This is a genomic window from Xenorhabdus sp. TS4, assembly GCF_014467265.1.
In the GTDB taxonomy this organism is placed as follows: Bacteria; Pseudomonadota; Gammaproteobacteria; order Enterobacterales; family Enterobacteriaceae; genus Xenorhabdus; species Xenorhabdus ehlersii.
In genome coordinates this window covers 79799-96818 of sequence record NZ_NKHQ01000082.1, presented here as the reverse complement: position 1 = coordinate 96818, position 17020 = coordinate 79799, and the positions used below count along the sequence as shown (strand labels likewise).

Sequence of the window (17020 nt, the reverse complement as noted above, 5' to 3'; positions counted from 1 at the left end):
TCAGAAGCACAAATAAAAGTGATTACCGGATGAAACTAAAAAAGCGCATTTTCATTCTGCCCGGCTTGATTATTGCGATCGCTGTGATCGTATTTTTTTCTTTTATGAAGAAAATAGAGCACTTTGCTGATCAAAATATTAATCTTAGCCAGGAGCTTATATTTACTGTGCCGGCGGGAACTGGACGCACTGGACTGCAAGCCTTACTGACCCAGTATAAATTGATTGAAGATAGTCAATTATTGCCATGGCTATTACGCTTTAAACCAGAGCTGGCAAAGTTTAAGGCTGGAACTTACCGTTTGCAAAAAGGTATGTCTTTGAAGTCTGTCCTGCAACTGTTTGCCAGTGGCAAAGAAACTCAGTTTGCCATTCGTTTTGTTGAAGGTAGTCGCTTTTCTGATTGGGCAAAAATATTGCAGAATGCGCCATACTTAAAACATGAAATAGAAAATAAGACACCGAAAGATCTGCTTGATGCTTTAGGCATGAAAGAGGGCGAGTCACTGGAAGGTTGGTTTTATCCCGATACCTATTTGTATACAGCAGGCACGAGTGACGTGGAGTTGCTTAAACGAGCCCATAACAAAATGAAAACAGTCGTCGGGCAGGAATGGGAAAGCAGGGAAAAAAATCTGCCATATGACAGTGCCTATGAAATGTTGATCATGGCCTCTATTATTGAAAAAGAGACGGCAATTGAATCTGAACGAACCAAAGTTGCCTCTGTATTCGTGAATCGTCTACGGTTAAAGATGAAACTGCAAACTGATCCAACAGTGATTTATGGATTGGGAGATAAATATACGGGTACGATTTTCCGCAGCAATCTCAACACATTTACACCATACAATACGTATATGATTGATGGGGTGCCACCAACCCCTATCGCCATGCCAGGTCTGGCTTCAATTAAGGCCGCAGCACATCCTGTTGTGACAGAATATTTATATTTTGTGGCGAATGGCGATGGGGGGCACACATTCACCACCAATCTGGTAGCACATAATAAGGCAGTAAGTCTTTATCGCCAAAGGTTAAAGCAGGATAAATGAGTAGCAAATTTATTGTAATTGAAGGGCTTGAGGGTGCTGGAAAAACAACGGCAATCCAAACAGTGGTTGAAACCTTGAAGCAGCAAGGTCTTTCTGATTTGGTTTTAACCCGTGAACCTGGCGGGACACCGTTAGCAGAAAAATTACGTGGGCTGATTAAACAAGGGGTTGAAGGAGAATCACTGACAGATAAAGCAGAACTATTAATGTTATATGCTGCCAGAGTTCAATTGGTGGAAAATATTATCAAGCCAGCTTTGGCAAAGGGAACGTGGGTCATTGGTGATCGTCATGATCTCTCTTCCCAGGCTTATCAGGGGGGAGGCCGAGGTATCGATCAGCATTTGATGGCGTCACTACGCAATGCAGCATTGGGCGATTTCTCTCCAGATTTAACCCTTTATCTTGATGTACCACCAGAAGTGGGCTTACAACGTGCTCTTGAGCGCGGTGAATTGGATCGGATTGAAAAGGAATCCTTAGACTTTTTCCACCGCACCCGTACAAAATATCTCGAACTTATGGCGAAAGATGACAGTATCAAAAAGATTGATGCAACCCAACCACTGGAAAAAGTGCAGGGTGATATTCGCCATACCTTACTTGCTTGGTTAAAGAACATTGACTAAAAGCACAGAAAATTCAGACAAGAACTGGTATCCGTGGCTCAATCATGCATACCGTCAGTTAGTTGAACTCCATCAACAGGGGCGTGGGCATCATGCTATTTTGCTTCATGCTCATGCAGGAATGGGAGCTGATGCATTATTGTATGGTTTGAGTCGCTGGTTAATGTGTCAGAATAAACAGGGCATTAAAAGCTGTGGCAAATGCCACGGCTGTCATTTGATGTTGGCGGAAACGCATTCTGACTGGCATGTCCTTGCACCTGAGAAGGGAAAAAATGTCATTGGGGTCGATGCAATACGTCAGCTCAGCGAGAAACTCTATGAATATTCTCAGCAAGGGGGAGCCAAAATTGTCTGGATCACATCCGCAGAATCCCTGACTGATGCTGCTTCTAACGCCTTATTGAAAACGTTGGAAGAACCGCCGCAAAACACCTACTTTTTGTTGCAATGTCAAAACATTATAAATTTGCTGGCAACACTACGCAGCCGCTGTTTTTACTATTTTATTCCAGTCCCTGAAACCTCGACGGGGCTTTATTGGCTACAAAAACAGCTTCCAGCGATATCCTCTTTGGATGCACAAACAGCATTGAAACTTTCTCAGGGAGCACCATTGGCCGCGGAGCAACTACTCCAAACTGAAAAATGGCAGCAGAGGAATTCACTTTGCCAGGCGATTGAACAGGCATTGCATAAATGTGATACCCTGACACTTTTACCATTACTGAATCGTGATGATGTGCAGCAATCTTTGCATTGGTTGATCAGCTTATTATCCGATGCAGTAAAATGGCGGCAGCAGGCGCAGAATTACTGTATTAACCAGGATCAGCAGGTTCTGATTCATTATCTTGCTTCTAGCCAAAGTGTGGAAACATTATTAAATACAGTTGATGATTGGGTGCATTGTCGTCATCAATTATTATCTGTGGTGGGAGTCAATCGGGAATTGTTGCTAACGGAACAATTACTCAATTGGGAAAGGCAATTTTGTCCTGCACAGTAACTTAGTTAGATACGAGTATATTATGTTTTTAGTTGATTCGCATTGTCATCTCGATTGCCTTGATTATGAAACGCTGCACCAAAGTGTAGATGATGTTGTGGTGAAGGCCGCACAGCGGGATGTGAAATATATGCTGGCAGTGGCAACAACGTTGCCTGGTTTCCGGCAAATGAAGGAATTGATTGGTAAGCGGGAAAACATAGCGTATTCCTGTGGCATCCACCCATTGAATTTGGATGAAGGTTACGATTTCGAAGAACTTGCCCGACTGGCTGCGGATGAAGAAGTTGTCGCAATGGGGGAAACTGGCCTGGACTATTATTATCAGCAAGAAAATGCTGAACTCCAGAGAACTTCATTTCGTGAACATATTCGCATTGGCCGTGAATTAAATAAGCCAGTGATTGTGCATACCCGTGACGCAAGAGACGATACATTGATGGTTTTGCGGGAAGAAAACGTACAAGATTGTGGTGGCGTGTTGCACTGTTTCACAGAAGATAAAGAAACGGCAAGGGCTCTGCTGGATTTGGGTTTTTATATCTCTTTTTCTGGTATTGTCACCTTCCGTAATGCCGAGCAGATCCGTGAAGCGGCAAGATATGTGCCACTAGATCGTATTCTGGTAGAAACCGATTCACCTTATCTGGCACCGGTTCCCCATCGAGGTAAACAGAATCAGCCAGCTTATGTACGTGATGTGGCTGAGTATATGGCAGTATTGAAAGGTGTCAGTATTGAAGAATTGGCTGCGATGACGACAAGAAATTTTTGTGAACTGTTTCACATCAATATTAAAGAAAACTAAGTTAGTCATGTCATACGGTGCTTTTAGGTCTCACAACAAACAGGAGAAGTAAAATGGCAGAAGAAACTATTTTTAGTAAAATCATCCGTCGAGAAATTCCTTCTGATATTATTTATCAGGATGATTTGGTCACTGCATTCCGCGACATTTCCCCTCTGGCACCAACCCACATTTTGATCATACCTAATGTATTGATCCCAACCGTTAATGATGTTACCGCTGATCATGAACTTGCTTTGGGACGTCTGTTTACTGTAGCAGCAAAAATAGCAAAAGAGGAAGGCATTGCAGAAGATGGCTATCGCCTGATCATGAACTGTAATCGCCATTCGGGACAGGAAGTTTTTCATATCCACATGCACTTAGTGGGTGGGCGTCCATTGGGACCGCTATTAGCAAAATAATAACCTAATTTATGTATATCGGTACAAAGTAGTGATGTAACTGGAGTAGATTAATGAAAAGAATTCTCTTTGTTATGTTATCGGCAATGTTGCTGGCAAGCTGTGTTGCTCCAGAAACACAGCAGCCTGCTCCTGTTACACCGGTGGAGCCAGAGAAAAAACCGGAACCGTCGGTAGGACCATCAGAAAAAGTTCCTCAGCCACCTAAAATTCAATCTATTAATTGGGACAGCATTGTTCAGCCGTTAGTTGATCAGATGATTCATGCTAATGGTGTGGAAGCGGGAAAATTACTGCTTATTGATTCTATCAAGAATAACACTAATGGCTCATTGCGAACCCTAAAAGCCACAGATGTGATCACGAATGTAATCAGCAATAAACAGGTTTTTCAGGTTGTACCGAAATCTCAAATCCATTTAGCCAGACAAGCGCTGGGGTTATCATCGGAAGATAGCCTAGGGTTGCGCAGTAAGTCCATTGGATTGGCACGTTATTTACATGCCGATTATGTTCTCTATTCTGTTGTCTCCAATAACCATGGTCAGCGTGAGTTGGAGATGCAGTTAATGCTGGTTAAAACTGGCGAAATACTGTGGTCAAGTCGTGGTGACGTTAACTAACGGCAACGCTTTGCTCAGGGTATTGTGTCAGTTATGGCCTTATATTCCCGCAGACTCTTGGGAAATTAGGCCATTAACGGGCTTGACACAGGGAAGTTACTATATTGCTAATACAACTACAAATGAAGTGCGTCAGATGGTTGGACGAGCACAAACATCGCAGAGTGAAATACTCGGCGTGGATCGTCAAAGAGAAAATCAGATCTTGCGGCGGTTATCTTCCACCGGCATTGCGCCTAAAGTAGTGGCTATGCACGGAACCTGGCTGTTGCTTGAGTGGCTCACTGGAACAAAAGTAAAACCTGACATATTGGGTCAGCCTGCTTTACTGCAACCATTGGCCCAAACACTTGCTATTCTTCATAGCCATTCTCCATTGGGTTATTTCCTTCAATTAAAAAAACAAATTGCATTCCAGTGGCAGCAGATTGACAGAAGACGCTTATCTCCTCGTTGGTTACGTCTGCACAAATTTTTTATGACAACCAGAGTACCCACCGCACTAAAGATAGCTCCGGCTCATATGGATGTGCACCCTGATAATCTATTACTGACTGAAAAAGGGTTAAAATTGATTGATTGGGAGTATGCTGCGGATGTCGATATCGGCTTTTCACTGGCCGTACTATTCAAGGGAAATCAATGGGATGAGGTGCAGCAAAAAACTTTTTTGAATTATTATTGTACCCAGGCATCAGGATATTCAGATATCCACTTATTGCAGCAACAAATCAAGCGATGGGAGCCGTGGGTCAGTTATATGATGTTAATGTGGTATGAAGTGCGCTGGCAGCAGACAAGAGAACAACAATTTTTATCGCTGGCACATCCCTTACGCCAGGCTTTTAACCTGTCGTAATGAATCTAATAACCAATATAAAGAGAAGTGAGGAAGGCTATGGGGCCAGTAATGTTAGATGTTGTTGGCTATGAACTGGATAACGAAGAGCGCGAAATCCTACAGCATCCATTAGTGGGTGGCTTAATTTTGTTTACCCGAAATTTCCACGATACAGAACAATTACGTGAATTGGTTCGCCAAATTCGCGCAACTTCCCGCCACCGTTTGGTGATTGCTGTTGATCAGGAAGGCGGGCGTGTTCAGCGTTTTCATGAAGGGTTTACGCGTTTACCTGCGGCACAATCTTTTGCTTGTGTACATGACATATTGGTGGGGGCACATCTGGCAAAAGAGTCTGGTTGGTTAATGGCGTCAGAAATGATTGCAATGGATATCGATATCAGCTTTGCTCCCGTATTGGACTTAGGGCATAAGTGTATAGCCATTGGTGAACGTTCATTCCACGAAGAGCTTGAACCTGCGATGGCAATGGCGGAAAAATTTATCCAAGGAATGCATTCTGCGGGAATGAAATCGACGGGGAAACATTTTCCGGGACATGGCGCCGTGACAGCAGATTCCCACAAAGAAACGCCAAGGGACAACCGTCCCATGGATGCTATTAGTTGCCATGATATGGTGATTTTCCGCGATTTTATCCAGCGTAATCTGCTGGATGCCATTATGCCAGCTCACGTTATTTATCCTCAGATAGATCACCGTCCTGCAAGTGGCTCACCCTATTGGTTGAAATCCATACTTCGTGAGCAATTAGGATTTGAAGGCGTTATTTTTTCCGATGATTTGTCGATGGAAGGTGCCGCAGTGATGGGCAGTTATGCTGAACGGGCTAAAGCATCATTAGATGCTGGTTGTGACATGATTTTAGTATGCAACAATCGAGAAGGAGCGGTCAGTGTGCTGGATAACCTGCCGATAATTGAATCACCTAAAGTTAAACAGTTATACCATCAAGGCAAACAATTTAGTTTGGAAGAATTACAGCAATCTGAACGTTGGCAAAAGGCTAATCAGGCGTTACAGGGGTTGTGTGAACAATTTTTGTGATTGATGTCTAATTAATCAAAAGAATTTAGTTGTGACTATTTTTGGTATGACCAACTGACCTGCCATGATATTCTGGAGATATTTGCAATATGAAATTTGTTTAGCTTGAAGTTATTTAAGGACGTTATTTAAGGTTTTTAACTCAAAGAAACGATTTAGCGCCTTACATAACATTATGTTGTATTTTCAGTGGGGTATTCATGACAACGCCAAAGACAAGAATTGTCATCATTGGTGGGGGCGCTGGTGGTTTAGAGCTAGCAACGCGTTTGGGACACAAATTAGGGCGTAAGAAAAAAGCCGAAATTACTTTGGTGGATCGCAATAATAGCCATTTATGGAAACCACTATTGCATGAAGTTGCAACGGGATCTCTTGATGATGGCGTTGATGCATTGAGTTATTTGGCTCATGCAAGCAACCATTATTTCAATTTCCAGCTAGGTACACTCACGAATATCAATCGTGAAGGGAAGAAAATTACTCTGGCTGGGATCAGTAATGAAGATGGCGATTTGTTGATACCAGAGCGTGAACTGGCTTACGACATTCTTGTCATGGCATTGGGCAGCCAATCTAACGATTTTGGTACGGTTGGTGTGAAGGAAAATTGTATTTTCCTTGATAACCCGCAACAGGCACATCGTTTCCACAATGAAATGTTAAACCTGTTCCTGAAATATTCTGCAAATCACCGTGCAGAAGAAAAAGTGAATATCGCGATTGTTGGTGGTGGTGCGACGGGCGTAGAGCTTTCCGCGGAGCTCTATAATGCGGTTAAGCAACTCAACAGTTATGGCTTTGAAAGCCTGAATTCAGATGCCCTTAACGTGACTTTGGTTGAGGCAGGGGAGCGTATCCTGCCTGCATTGCCGACACGCATTTCCAGTGCAGCCCATCAAGAGTTGACTAAGCTGGGTGTTAAAGTATTAACCAAGACAATGGTGACCAGTGCTGATGAGCATGGGTTGAATACCAAAGAGGGTGAGCAGATCAAAGCTTCCTTAATGGTTTGGGCTGCAGGAATTAAAGCACCTGACTTTATGAAAGATATCGGTGGATTGGAAACCAACCGTATCAACCAATTGGTTGTAAAACCAACTTTGCAAACCACACGGGATGATCATATTTTTGCCATTGGCGATTGCGCATCATGCCCGAAAAAAGAGGGGGGTTTTGTTCCTCCTCGTGCCCAGTCCGCTCACCAGATGGCAAGCCGTTGTTATGACAATATCTTGGCACTGTTGAATGAAAAACCATTGAAAGAGTATGTTTACAAAGATCATGGTTCATTGGTTTCATTATCCAAGTTCAGTACTGTTGGTAGTCTGATGGGGAACTTGATGCGTGGTTCAATGATGGTTGAAGGCCGTATTGCTCGTATGGTTTATATCTCTTTGTATCGTATGCATCAGGTAGCTCTGCATGGATATATTAAAACGGGTTTGATGATGCTGGTTGGAGGAATTAACCGCGTTATTCGTCCACGCCTGAAGTTGCATTAATTAGCCCCAAAATGGCTCATCTTGAAGTATTTCATTGAGGTGAGTCATTTACCTACTCATTATATTTATTATTATACATATCATAATTATTCTTCTCTAATGTTAACCTGGTTATTTACTATAATGAATAAAACTGTATTTGAATCAAATTTGGGTCTCATTTTAATTAATTCATTATTGTTATATGTGATGATTTTTTAAAAGAATGATCCATAATTATATTGATATGTTATACAAGATACATTTAATTGACTTAGTTATGTATATCTACCTAATAGATTATCAAATAATTTATCAGCAGATTTAATTAATCGTTATAATAAAGCCTGTTTTAGTTAGGTTACCTTGGTATCATAATTTTGCTACAGCCTGTAGGATCAGGACATTAGGAGGTATATCTTTTATTTTTTGTATTGTATGTACTTTTTATATGGCAACTTTTATTGTGACAATTTTTTATGTATTAACTCTTAATGAAATAGGTATAGAAGCTGTTTTTTTCGTAAAGTCAATACTGAAACTATTCACAATAATAAATGACCACACGGATAAGTGCCTAATGATTTTACTGATTTAATGGAATAGGATTTTTCTCAATAATTAACTTAGCGCACTTTTAGCTTATTTAAAATAGTTGTGAAATATTCTCTTAATCAAATTGTGTGGAAAACTATTAATATATCAAGGTGCTATGTGGTTAAGCTAACGATAAGACAGTATGTAATGAGTTCTATAATGACTATTATCGCTATTGCCATCATTGGCATAGCTGCAACGTTCTATTTTGAATCTCCACGCCCCAGCGTTGCACATGTATTATCTTCGAAACCTATCAGATCAACGGTTGTTTTTCGTCAATCCTATTGCCATATTGCAGTATTTCCCATTCCTGCTACCGTAAGAGACATTACGCATAATCATTTGATTAAATATGAAAATCGTATTTTAACCCTTCTTAACCACTTGAAAGTTAATAGAAAATACCCTGCTTTAATCCACTCAGCGTTAAAAAACTGTATAGAATTTCATTTTAAGAAACCACGTGTTGTTGCCTATGACGTAAATTATGTTATTGGTGAGCAACCAGGAAAAGTTAGGATAGAGTACAAGCCTAATGACACTATCCCTTTAAATGAGAAAGGACAATTGATCCTGCAACCGTATTCACAACAATGAGTTTCTCTGACTTTTTAGCAGAAAGCAAAAGGTAAAAAGGATTGCACTTTTTCGCGTTTAGTTCGCATTAAGTTGTAATTTGGCGAACTAGGCAAAATAGTGCAATCGTGACATTACTTTTGTATCGCTCAAGTGGCTTGATTAGGCCTCACTTTTGTGTAGATCAAAATTTTCTAATAATTGCTGGATAAACGATAAACGAGTAGCCCGCTCGGTTAACTCAGTAATAAATTTCAATTTATAGGATCCATCCAATCGGTAAATATTGGGCTGCGTTTGTAACAAACTAATTAGATAATTCGGATCGACTTTATTATTACTACCAAATTCAATAAAACCACCTTTTTCATGTGCTTCAATGCGTTTGATACCGAGTTGTTGGGCGATCAGGCGAATAGAAGCAGATTGCAGTAGTTGGCGTCCTGAATCGGGTAGAATACCAAATCGGTCAATAAGTTCGACTTTCAGTTCATCCAGTTCGAGATTATTTTGCGTACTGGCAATGCGCTTATAGAAAGATAAGCGTATGTTGACATCTGGAATATAGTCATCAGGTAAAAGCACAGGCATACGCAATTCTATCTCAGTCTGGTTATTGGTGAGATCTTCAAGTGAAGGCTCCCGCCCATTTTTAAGGGCATCAACGGCACTTTCCAATAATTCCATATAGAGAGTAAAGCCGATGCTGGTCATCTGCCCACTTTGGTCTTCACCTAACAATTCGCCCGCCCCCCTAATTTCTAAATCGTGGGTAGCCAATGCAAAACCAGCGCCCAGATCTTCGAGAGATGCAATAGCCTCCAGCCGTTTTTGCGCATCGCTGGTCATGGCTTTTGGATGTGGTATCAGTAAATAAGCATAGGCCTGATGATGGGAGCGTCCGACACGTCCACGTAATTGGTGTAATTGGGCTAGGCCAAAATGATCGGCACGTTCGATGATAATGGTATTAGCACTGGGAATATCGATACCCGTTTCGACAATAGTGGTACATACCAGAACATTAAAACGTTGATGATGGAAATCCGTCATAACGCGTTCCAGATCACGCTCACGCATTTGCCCATGTCCCACAACAATTCTGGCTTCGGGAACCAACTCTTCCAGTCGGGCTTTTGCCTTTTCGATATTTTCAACATCGTTATATAGATAGTAAACCTGCCCGCCGCGCAAAATTTCACGCAGGATAGATTCACGTATCACCAGGCTATCATATTCACGTACAAAAGTTTTTACTGCCAGACGGCGGGCAGGGGGAGTGGCGATAATGGAAAGATCGCGTATGCCACTCATTGCCATATTGAGTGTACGAGGGATCGGGGTTGCAGTGAGTGTCAGGATATCAACATCTGCCCGAATAGCTTTGATGCGCTCTTTATGGCGAACCCCGAAGCGATGTTCCTCATCAACGATCAACAGACCGAGATCTTTCCAGTGCAGATCACTTTGCAGGAGTTTATGAGTACCAATAATGATATCCACTTTGCCTTCTGCTGCCATATCAATGACCTGTTGTTGTTCTTTTGCACTACGAAAGCGTGACATTACTTCAATGTGCACAGGCCAATTGGCAAAGCGATCGCGGAAATTATCATAATGCTGCTGTGCTAATAAGGTGGTTGGTACAAGAACTGCGACTTGCTTATTGTTGATGACGGACAGGAACGCGGCACGCATTGCGACTTCTGTTTTCCCAAACCCGACATCGCCACATACCAGCCTATCCATAGCAATAGGTTTGCACATATCATCAAGTACTGCATTGATGGCTTGTTCTTGATCAGGCGTTGTATCAAATGGAAAACTTTGGCAGAACAATTGGTACTGTTCGCGATCGTTCTTGAAAGCAAAACCCGGTTTAACGGCCCGTTGTGCGTAAACATCCAGGAGTTCGGCTGCAACATCACGCACCTTTTCAGCCGCTTTCTGGCGTGCTTTGTTCCATGCCTCCCCTCCCAATTTATGCAAGGGAGCACTCTCCTCAGCACCACCCGCATAGCGGCTGATGAGATGAAGAGAAGAAACAGGCACGTATAATTTGTCTTCTCCGGCATAAGTCAGGATAAGGTACTCTGCTTTAATGCCACCTGCTTCTAACGTTATTAGCCCCTGATAGCGGCCAACGCCATGTTCAAGGTGCACAACCGGTTGTCCATGTCGTAATTCAGCGAGATTACGAATCAATGTATCGGTATTAATCGTGCGCCGGTTATCTTGACGACGACGGCTGACACGTTCGCCAAGCATGTCACTTTCACAAATCAGGGCGAGATTGTTATCTTCATCAACAAAACCGTGTTCTGCGGCGCCAACCATCAAATAATGGCCGGGATTATTGGCATCAGTGAGTTGGTTTATTTTTTTCGGTTTGACTTTGATTCGGGACAACAATTCTTTTATGGATTCCCGACGCCCTTCACTTTCCACTGAAAACACGATCTTGCCGCTGAATTGTTCCATAAAACGGCGTAATTTATCCAATGGCTCTTTTTGCTGTGCAGCAACCGATAAATCAGGCAGAGGATGATAGGCTAAGTCGGTATTCCTTGCTTTTTGAGGAAGGGATTCATTATCAACTTCAATTCGAGGCCAATTTTTCAATTCCGCGAATAGCTTATTGACAGGCAACCAGAGCTGTTCGGGAGCGAGTAACGGGCGCATGGGATCAACTTTGCGGCTTTCAAAACGCTGTTTCGCATCTTGCCAGAAACGCTCCGCAGCACTGACCAAATTCTGGGTAATCAGCAGGGTATTTTCGGGCAGATATTCAAAGATGGTGGGTAAGGGATGTTCAAAGAACAACGGCTGCCAATATTCAATGCCAGCAGGTAACATTTTTTTACTGACTTGCTGATAAATATGTTCAGCATCACGACGGACTTCAAACTGTTCGCGCCATTGGCTGCGAAACAGCTCAATCGCATCTTGGTCGGTTGGGAATTCATGGGCTGGCAATAAATTGATTTTTTCTACTTCGGCCAATGTGCGTTGGCTATCCACATCAAAAGTGCGTAGGCTGTCTATTTCATCATCAAAAAAATCAATGCGATAAGGATATTCGCTGCCCATAGGGAATAGATCAAACAAGGCTCCGCGTGTCGCAAATTCGCCATGTTCAAGTACCTGTTCAACACTGCGATAACCCGCTTGTTCCAGCTCTGCCCGCAGTTTATCACGTGCAAGACGTTGCCCTTTGTGCATGACCAATGCATGTCCTTTGAGATAATCGTGCGGGCAGACACGTTGCATCAAAGTGTTGACGGGAAGGATTAATGCACCTTTCGTCATAAATGGTAAGTGATAAAGCGTGGAGAGGCGGTTGGAGATAATTTCCTGGTGAGGAGAAAAACTATCGTAAGGCAAAGTTTCCCAATCTGACATGGTATTTATTGGTGCGTCGGTGAACTGTTGAATTTCATCACGCAATCGTAGGGCATTTTGCATATCTTTGGTCACCAGCAGTATTGGCCCTGGGTGACGTTCAATGATTTCGGCACATTCAACGGCGCAGGCTGCACCCGTCAAATGGCCTAAGTAGCGGGTATCGCCGCGGCTTTCAGGAAGTTGATAACGATATTTTGCTGACATAAGCGTTTGACGTGTTCTCTAAGATTCAGTCCATTCCCAACACATTTTTGCCCCAGTAGCCTTACAATAAATACGCTGGTAGGTTGAGAGAAAGTAAAAAAAACCACAGAACCGGGATACGGGTGGTTCCATAAAGTATTGCTACCCTTTATTATCCCCGAACACTTTGCTTTGGCAACAGGGGCGTAACAGATTTCATGTTTCAATCTGTCTCATTATTTATAGGATTGCGCTATATGCGCGGGCGGGCGGTCGATAAATTTGGCCGTTTTGTTTCATGGTTGTCAGCGATTGGCATTACGCTAGGTGTGGCGGCCTTGATTACGGTATTGTCAGTCATGAACGGTTTTGAGCGCTCATTAGAAAGTAGCATCCTGGGCTTTATGCCGCAGGCTATCATTACATCGGAAAAAGGCGCTATCAATCCGGTTGAACATCCGAGTAGTCAGCTTGTGGGATTAAAGGGGATTAATCGCATGACTTCTATCGTACAAGGGGATGTGGTGCTACAGAGTCTCCACAATGTGGGGGTTGGTGTCATGTTAGGCATTAACCAGGGCGAATATGCGCCATTGGCAGAACACCTTGTTAATGTTAATCGAAGCCAACTACAACCCGGAGGTTATTTTGTCATTCTGGGCGAAAAATTGGCGGCTAAATTAGGAGTAAAACGGGGTGATCAAATCCGTATTATCGTGCCGAGTGCCAGCCAGTTAACACCAATGGGCAGAATTCCCAGCCAGCGTTTATTCACTGTAGCGGGTGTATTTTTCGCCAACAGTGAAGCCGATAGTACGGAAATGTTAGTTAATCAACAGGATGCGGCCAGATTGCTGCGCTATCCCGTTGGTAATATTACCGGCTGGCGCTTGTTTCTGAATGAGCCATTATCAGTAGATGAGTTGAGCCAGCAAACTCTGCCAAAAGGGTTGATATGGAAAGATTGGCGCGAACGCAAAGGGGAATTCTTTCAGGCGGTTCGCATGGAGAAAAACATGATGGGGTTATTGCTGAGCCTGATCATTGCCGTTGCTGCTTTTAACATTATTACTTCTCTCTCTTTATTGGTGATGGAAAAACAGGGTGAAATCGCTATCTTGCAGACGCAAGGACTGACCCGTCGTCAGGTGATGGCCATTTTTATGATCCAGGGAGCGGGAGCCGGCATTATTGGTGCTGTACTGGGAACAGGGTTGGGAATATTGCTTTCCAGTCAGTTAAATAATTTCATGCCAATTATCGGTTTGCTGGCTGAGGGTATTCAGTTACCTGTTGCGATTGACACTACGCAAGTGATGATGATTGCCATCTGTGCCATGTTGATCTCCTTAATCTCGACGCTGTACCCTTCCTGGCGCGCGGCTGCCACCCAACCTGCTGAGGCTTTACGTTATGAGTAAACACCCTTTATTACTGTGTCATCAACTGTGCAAAAAATATCAGGAAGGAAAAATTTCTACAGAAGTATTAAAGAATGTCACTTTTTCCATGCAACAGGGCGAAATAATGGCCATTGTCGGGAGTTCTGGCTCTGGTAAAAGTACGCTTTTGCACTTACTTGGTGGTTTGGATTCACCGACATCTGGTGAAGTTCTGTTCAAAGGGCAATCACTCAACCAAATGTCTTCATCGGTACGGGCAGAATTACGTAACAGAGAAATTGGTTTTATTTATCAGTTTCACCATTTATTGCCTGATTTTACTGCATTGGAAAATGTTGCAATGCCACTCCTGATTGGTGGCCAGAAACACCGTGCTCAACCAAAAGCGTTGGATATGCTGGCGGCGGTTGGGTTGGAAAATCGGGCGTATCATCGGCCATCTGAACTGTCAGGGGGAGAACGCCAACGTGTCGCAATTGCCCGCGCACTGGTAAATGAACCGTCATTGGTATTGGCAGATGAGCCAACGGGTAACCTTGATCAACGAAATGCAGACAGTGTATTTCAGCTTTTGCAAGAATTGAACCAACAGCAAGGCACTGCGTTTCTCGTTGTCACCCATGATCTGAAGTTGGCTAAGCAACTGGCACGTCAGGTAGAAATGCGTGATGGGTATTTGCAGGATGAATTAACCCTGGCGGCGGGGGAGATGTAATGGTAAATCTGCCTCTTGCATTATTTATCGCCTTACGATTTAGTCGTGGCCGACGTCGTTCAGGAATGGTTTCCTTGATCTCTGTCATTTCGACGCTGGGTATCATGCTGGGTGTAGCGGTACTGATTATTGGCCTGAGTGCCATGAATGGTTTTGAACGAGAACTGAAAAACCGGATACTTTCCGTTGTGCCACATGGACAAATTTATGCTGTGGAGCAGCCTTTCCAAGATTGGGAAACAGCCCTTAAGCGGGTAAGACAGACGTCAGGTATTGCCGGAGCCTCTCCCTATATTGAGTTTACTGGCCTGATGGAACGCGGTGAAAAACTTCATGCTATACAGGTAAGTGGCGTCGATCTGGATACCGAGATGGATGTGAGTACCTTACCTCAGTTTGTGCGTCATGGGGCCTGGAAAACGTTCAGGGCGGGAAAGAATCAGGTGATTTTAGGGCAGGGGGTGGCTAATTCACTGCGCGTGAAACAAGGTGATTGGGTGACGGTCATGATACCCAATAATGATGCAAGCCTGAAACTTTTGCAGCCTAAACGCATCCGTTTACACGTTGCGGGTATTTTCCAGTTGAGTGGCATGTTGGATCACAGTTTGGCCCTTGTTCCTTTGCCTGATGCCCAGAACTATCTGGATTACGGTAATTCAATTACAGGTATTGCCATTACAGCAGATGATGTTTTTGCCGCAGAGCAGCGTGTGTGGGATGCAGGTAACGCGACAGGAAAATATGTGTATATCAGCACATGGATAAAAGATTACGGTTATATGTACAACGATATCCAGATGGTACGTAGCATTATGTATTTGGCTATGGTGCTGGTTATTGGTGTTGCTTGCTTTAATATTATTTCAACATTGATTATGGCCGTGAAGGATAAAAGCAGTGACGTCGCTATCTTGCGTACTTTGGGGGCCAAGGATAGTCATATCAGGGCAATTTTTTTATGGTATGGGTTACTGACAGGCATGATAGGCAGCATAATTGGTGCCGTTGTCGGGATTTTCACATCATTAAATTTGACGGCTATCATTAAAGGGTTAGAAAAGCTGCTTGGACACCAACTCCTTTCAGGAGATATCTATTTTATCGATTTTCTGCCGTCAGAATTGCATCTTATGGATGTGCTCTATGTTCTGTTAACGGCATTAGTATTAAGCTTGTTGGCGAGTTGGTATCCTGCTCGTCGGGCCAGTAAACTTGATCCAGCGCGAATTTTGAGTGGACAATAGTATATCGGAGTATCAACGCGTATCTAAGCACGCTATCGTATATTGTTGAATCGGTAAAATGGATCGGCTGAAAGAACATACTAAAAACACATTAAGGAAATAATCTATGCGGGTTCTTCATCGGCACAGTAAATTTTACCGAATTAGGCGATTACAGCGACAGCGATTACATAGACAAAACTTTTACAGGGATATCCGATTGGCAAATAAAATAAAAAAACCTTATGTGGTGGTACTGACGGGAGCAGGAATTTCTGCTGAGTCAGGTATTCAAACATTTCGCTCTTCCGATGGCCTGTGGGAAGAACATCGTGTCGAAGATGTTGCGACTCCGGAAGGTTTTCAGCGTGATCCTGAGCTGGTTCAGGCATTTTATAATGCACGTCGAAAGCAGTTACAGCAACCGGATATCCAGCCTAATGTTGCACATTATGCCCTGGCGGAACTCGAACATGAGCTTGGTGACCATTTTTTATTGGTGACACAGAATATTGATGATCTGCATGAACGTGCGGGAAGTCATCGAGTTCTGCATATGCACGGTGAATTACTGAAAGTTCGGTGTAGTCAATCTGGACAATTAGTTGAATGGACGACTGATCTCACTATGGAAGATCGTTGCCATTGTTGCCAGTTCCCGTCCTCATTGCGCCCTCATGTGGTGTGGTTTGGGGAAATGCCATTGGGGATGGAACAGATTTATTCTGCTTTAGCTGATGCCGATATCTTTATTGCTATCGGAACATCGGGCCATGTTTACCCGGCTGCGGGTTTTGTACATGAGGCTAAATTGTCTGGAGCACATACTGTTGAGTTGAATCTTGAACCTAGCCAGGTCGAAAATTTGTTTGATGAAAAACATTATGGTCATGCCAGTAAAATAGTTACGCAATATGTTCAATCCTTAATTCAGCAGGTGAAGGCGGAGAAAAGCTGACTTGACGCAATGCCTAAGCTATCCATCTTTTTA

At 43.2% G+C, this 17020-nt stretch carries 15 protein-coding genes; 14 read left to right on the top strand and 1 reads right to left on the bottom strand.

The annotated features are described in order from the left end of the window. The first annotated feature begins 29 nt into the window (after positions 1–29). The 10 genes from mltG to umoD all read left to right on the top strand — a co-directional run bounded on the left by mltG (position 30) and on the right by umoD (position 9118). Positions 30–1055 (top strand): endolytic transglycosylase MltG, encoded by a 1026-nt coding sequence (mltG, locus tag Xets_RS18375; protein WP_187652280.1) that lies wholly within the window; start codon positions 30–32, stop codon positions 1053–1055. Continuing rightward, positions 1052–1684 carry a dTMP kinase gene (gene tmk, locus Xets_RS18370; protein ID WP_099131411.1) on the top strand — a complete coding sequence of 211 codons (633 nt, stop codon included), beginning with the start codon at positions 1052–1054 and terminating at the stop codon, positions 1682–1684. Before mltG ends, tmk begins: the two co-directional genes overlap by 4 nt. Then, complete coding sequence (holB, locus tag Xets_RS18365) at positions 1677–2693, top strand: DNA polymerase III subunit delta' (RefSeq protein ID WP_187652279.1); 1017 nt, start codon at positions 1677–1679, stop codon at positions 2691–2693. Before tmk ends, holB begins: the two co-directional genes overlap by 8 nt. Positions 2694–2715: 22 nt before the next feature. Further along, positions 2716–3501 carry a metal-dependent hydrolase gene (locus Xets_RS18360; protein ID WP_099131409.1) on the top strand — a complete coding sequence of 262 codons (786 nt, stop codon included), beginning with the start codon at positions 2716–2718 and terminating at the stop codon, positions 3499–3501. 53 nt (positions 3502–3554) lie between these two features. Further along, a complete protein-coding gene (gene hinT / locus Xets_RS18355; RefSeq protein WP_099131408.1) occupies positions 3555–3905 on the top strand; it encodes a purine nucleoside phosphoramidase in 351 nt (116 codons plus the stop codon). A 53-nt stretch (positions 3906–3958) separates the two neighbouring features. Continuing rightward, positions 3959–4528 (top strand): penicillin-binding protein activator LpoB, encoded by a 570-nt coding sequence (gene lpoB, locus Xets_RS18350; protein ID WP_099131407.1) that lies wholly within the window; start codon positions 3959–3961, stop codon positions 4526–4528. After that, complete coding sequence (locus Xets_RS18345; protein ID WP_244208740.1) at positions 4512–5387, top strand: phosphotransferase; 876 nt, start codon at positions 4512–4514, stop codon at positions 5385–5387. Before lpoB ends, Xets_RS18345 begins: the two co-directional genes overlap by 17 nt. Positions 5388–5426: 39 nt before the next feature. Beyond that, positions 5427–6437, top strand: coding sequence for a beta-N-acetylhexosaminidase (gene nagZ, locus Xets_RS18340; protein ID WP_099131405.1), 1011 nt, complete (start codon positions 5427–5429; stop codon positions 6435–6437). A 200-nt stretch (positions 6438–6637) separates the two neighbouring features. Next, positions 6638–7942, top strand: coding sequence for an NAD(P)/FAD-dependent oxidoreductase (locus tag Xets_RS18335; protein WP_187652278.1), 1305 nt, complete (start codon positions 6638–6640; stop codon positions 7940–7942). Positions 7943–8578: 636 nt separating this feature from the next. Continuing rightward, a complete protein-coding gene (gene umoD / locus Xets_RS18330) occupies positions 8579–9118 on the top strand; it encodes a UmoD family flagellar biogenesis regulator (RefSeq protein ID WP_338066694.1) in 540 nt (179 codons plus the stop codon). 141 nt (positions 9119–9259) lie between these two features. Here the strand turns inward: umoD and mfd are convergent, their stop codons facing one another. Beyond that, positions 9260–12706: a transcription-repair coupling factor gene (mfd, locus tag Xets_RS18325; RefSeq protein ID WP_099131402.1), complete on the bottom strand. Its 3447-nt coding sequence runs from the start codon at positions 12704–12706 to the stop codon at positions 9260–9262. A gap of 197 nt (positions 12707–12903) precedes the next feature. Between mfd and lolC the strand changes: the two genes are divergently transcribed. The 4 genes from lolC to cobB all read left to right on the top strand — a co-directional run bounded on the left by lolC (position 12904) and on the right by cobB (position 16987). Beyond that, complete coding sequence (gene lolC, locus Xets_RS18320; RefSeq protein WP_187652277.1) at positions 12904–14106, top strand: lipoprotein-releasing ABC transporter permease subunit LolC; 1203 nt, start codon at positions 12904–12906, stop codon at positions 14104–14106. Then, a complete protein-coding gene (gene lolD, locus Xets_RS18315) occupies positions 14099–14803 on the top strand; it encodes a lipoprotein-releasing ABC transporter ATP-binding protein LolD (protein ID WP_099131400.1) in 705 nt (234 codons plus the stop codon). The genes lolC and lolD overlap by 8 nt, the downstream gene beginning before the upstream one ends. Then, positions 14803–16050 (top strand): lipoprotein-releasing ABC transporter permease subunit LolE, encoded by a 1248-nt coding sequence (lolE, locus tag Xets_RS18310; protein WP_187652276.1) that lies wholly within the window; start codon positions 14803–14805, stop codon positions 16048–16050. Before lolD ends, lolE begins: the two co-directional genes overlap by 1 nt. A 106-nt stretch (positions 16051–16156) precedes the next feature. Next, entirely contained in the window at positions 16157–16987 is an 831-nt protein-coding gene (gene cobB, locus Xets_RS18305) for a Sir2 family NAD+-dependent deacetylase (RefSeq protein WP_187652275.1), read from the top strand. Positions 16988–17020: the final 33 nt, after the last annotated feature.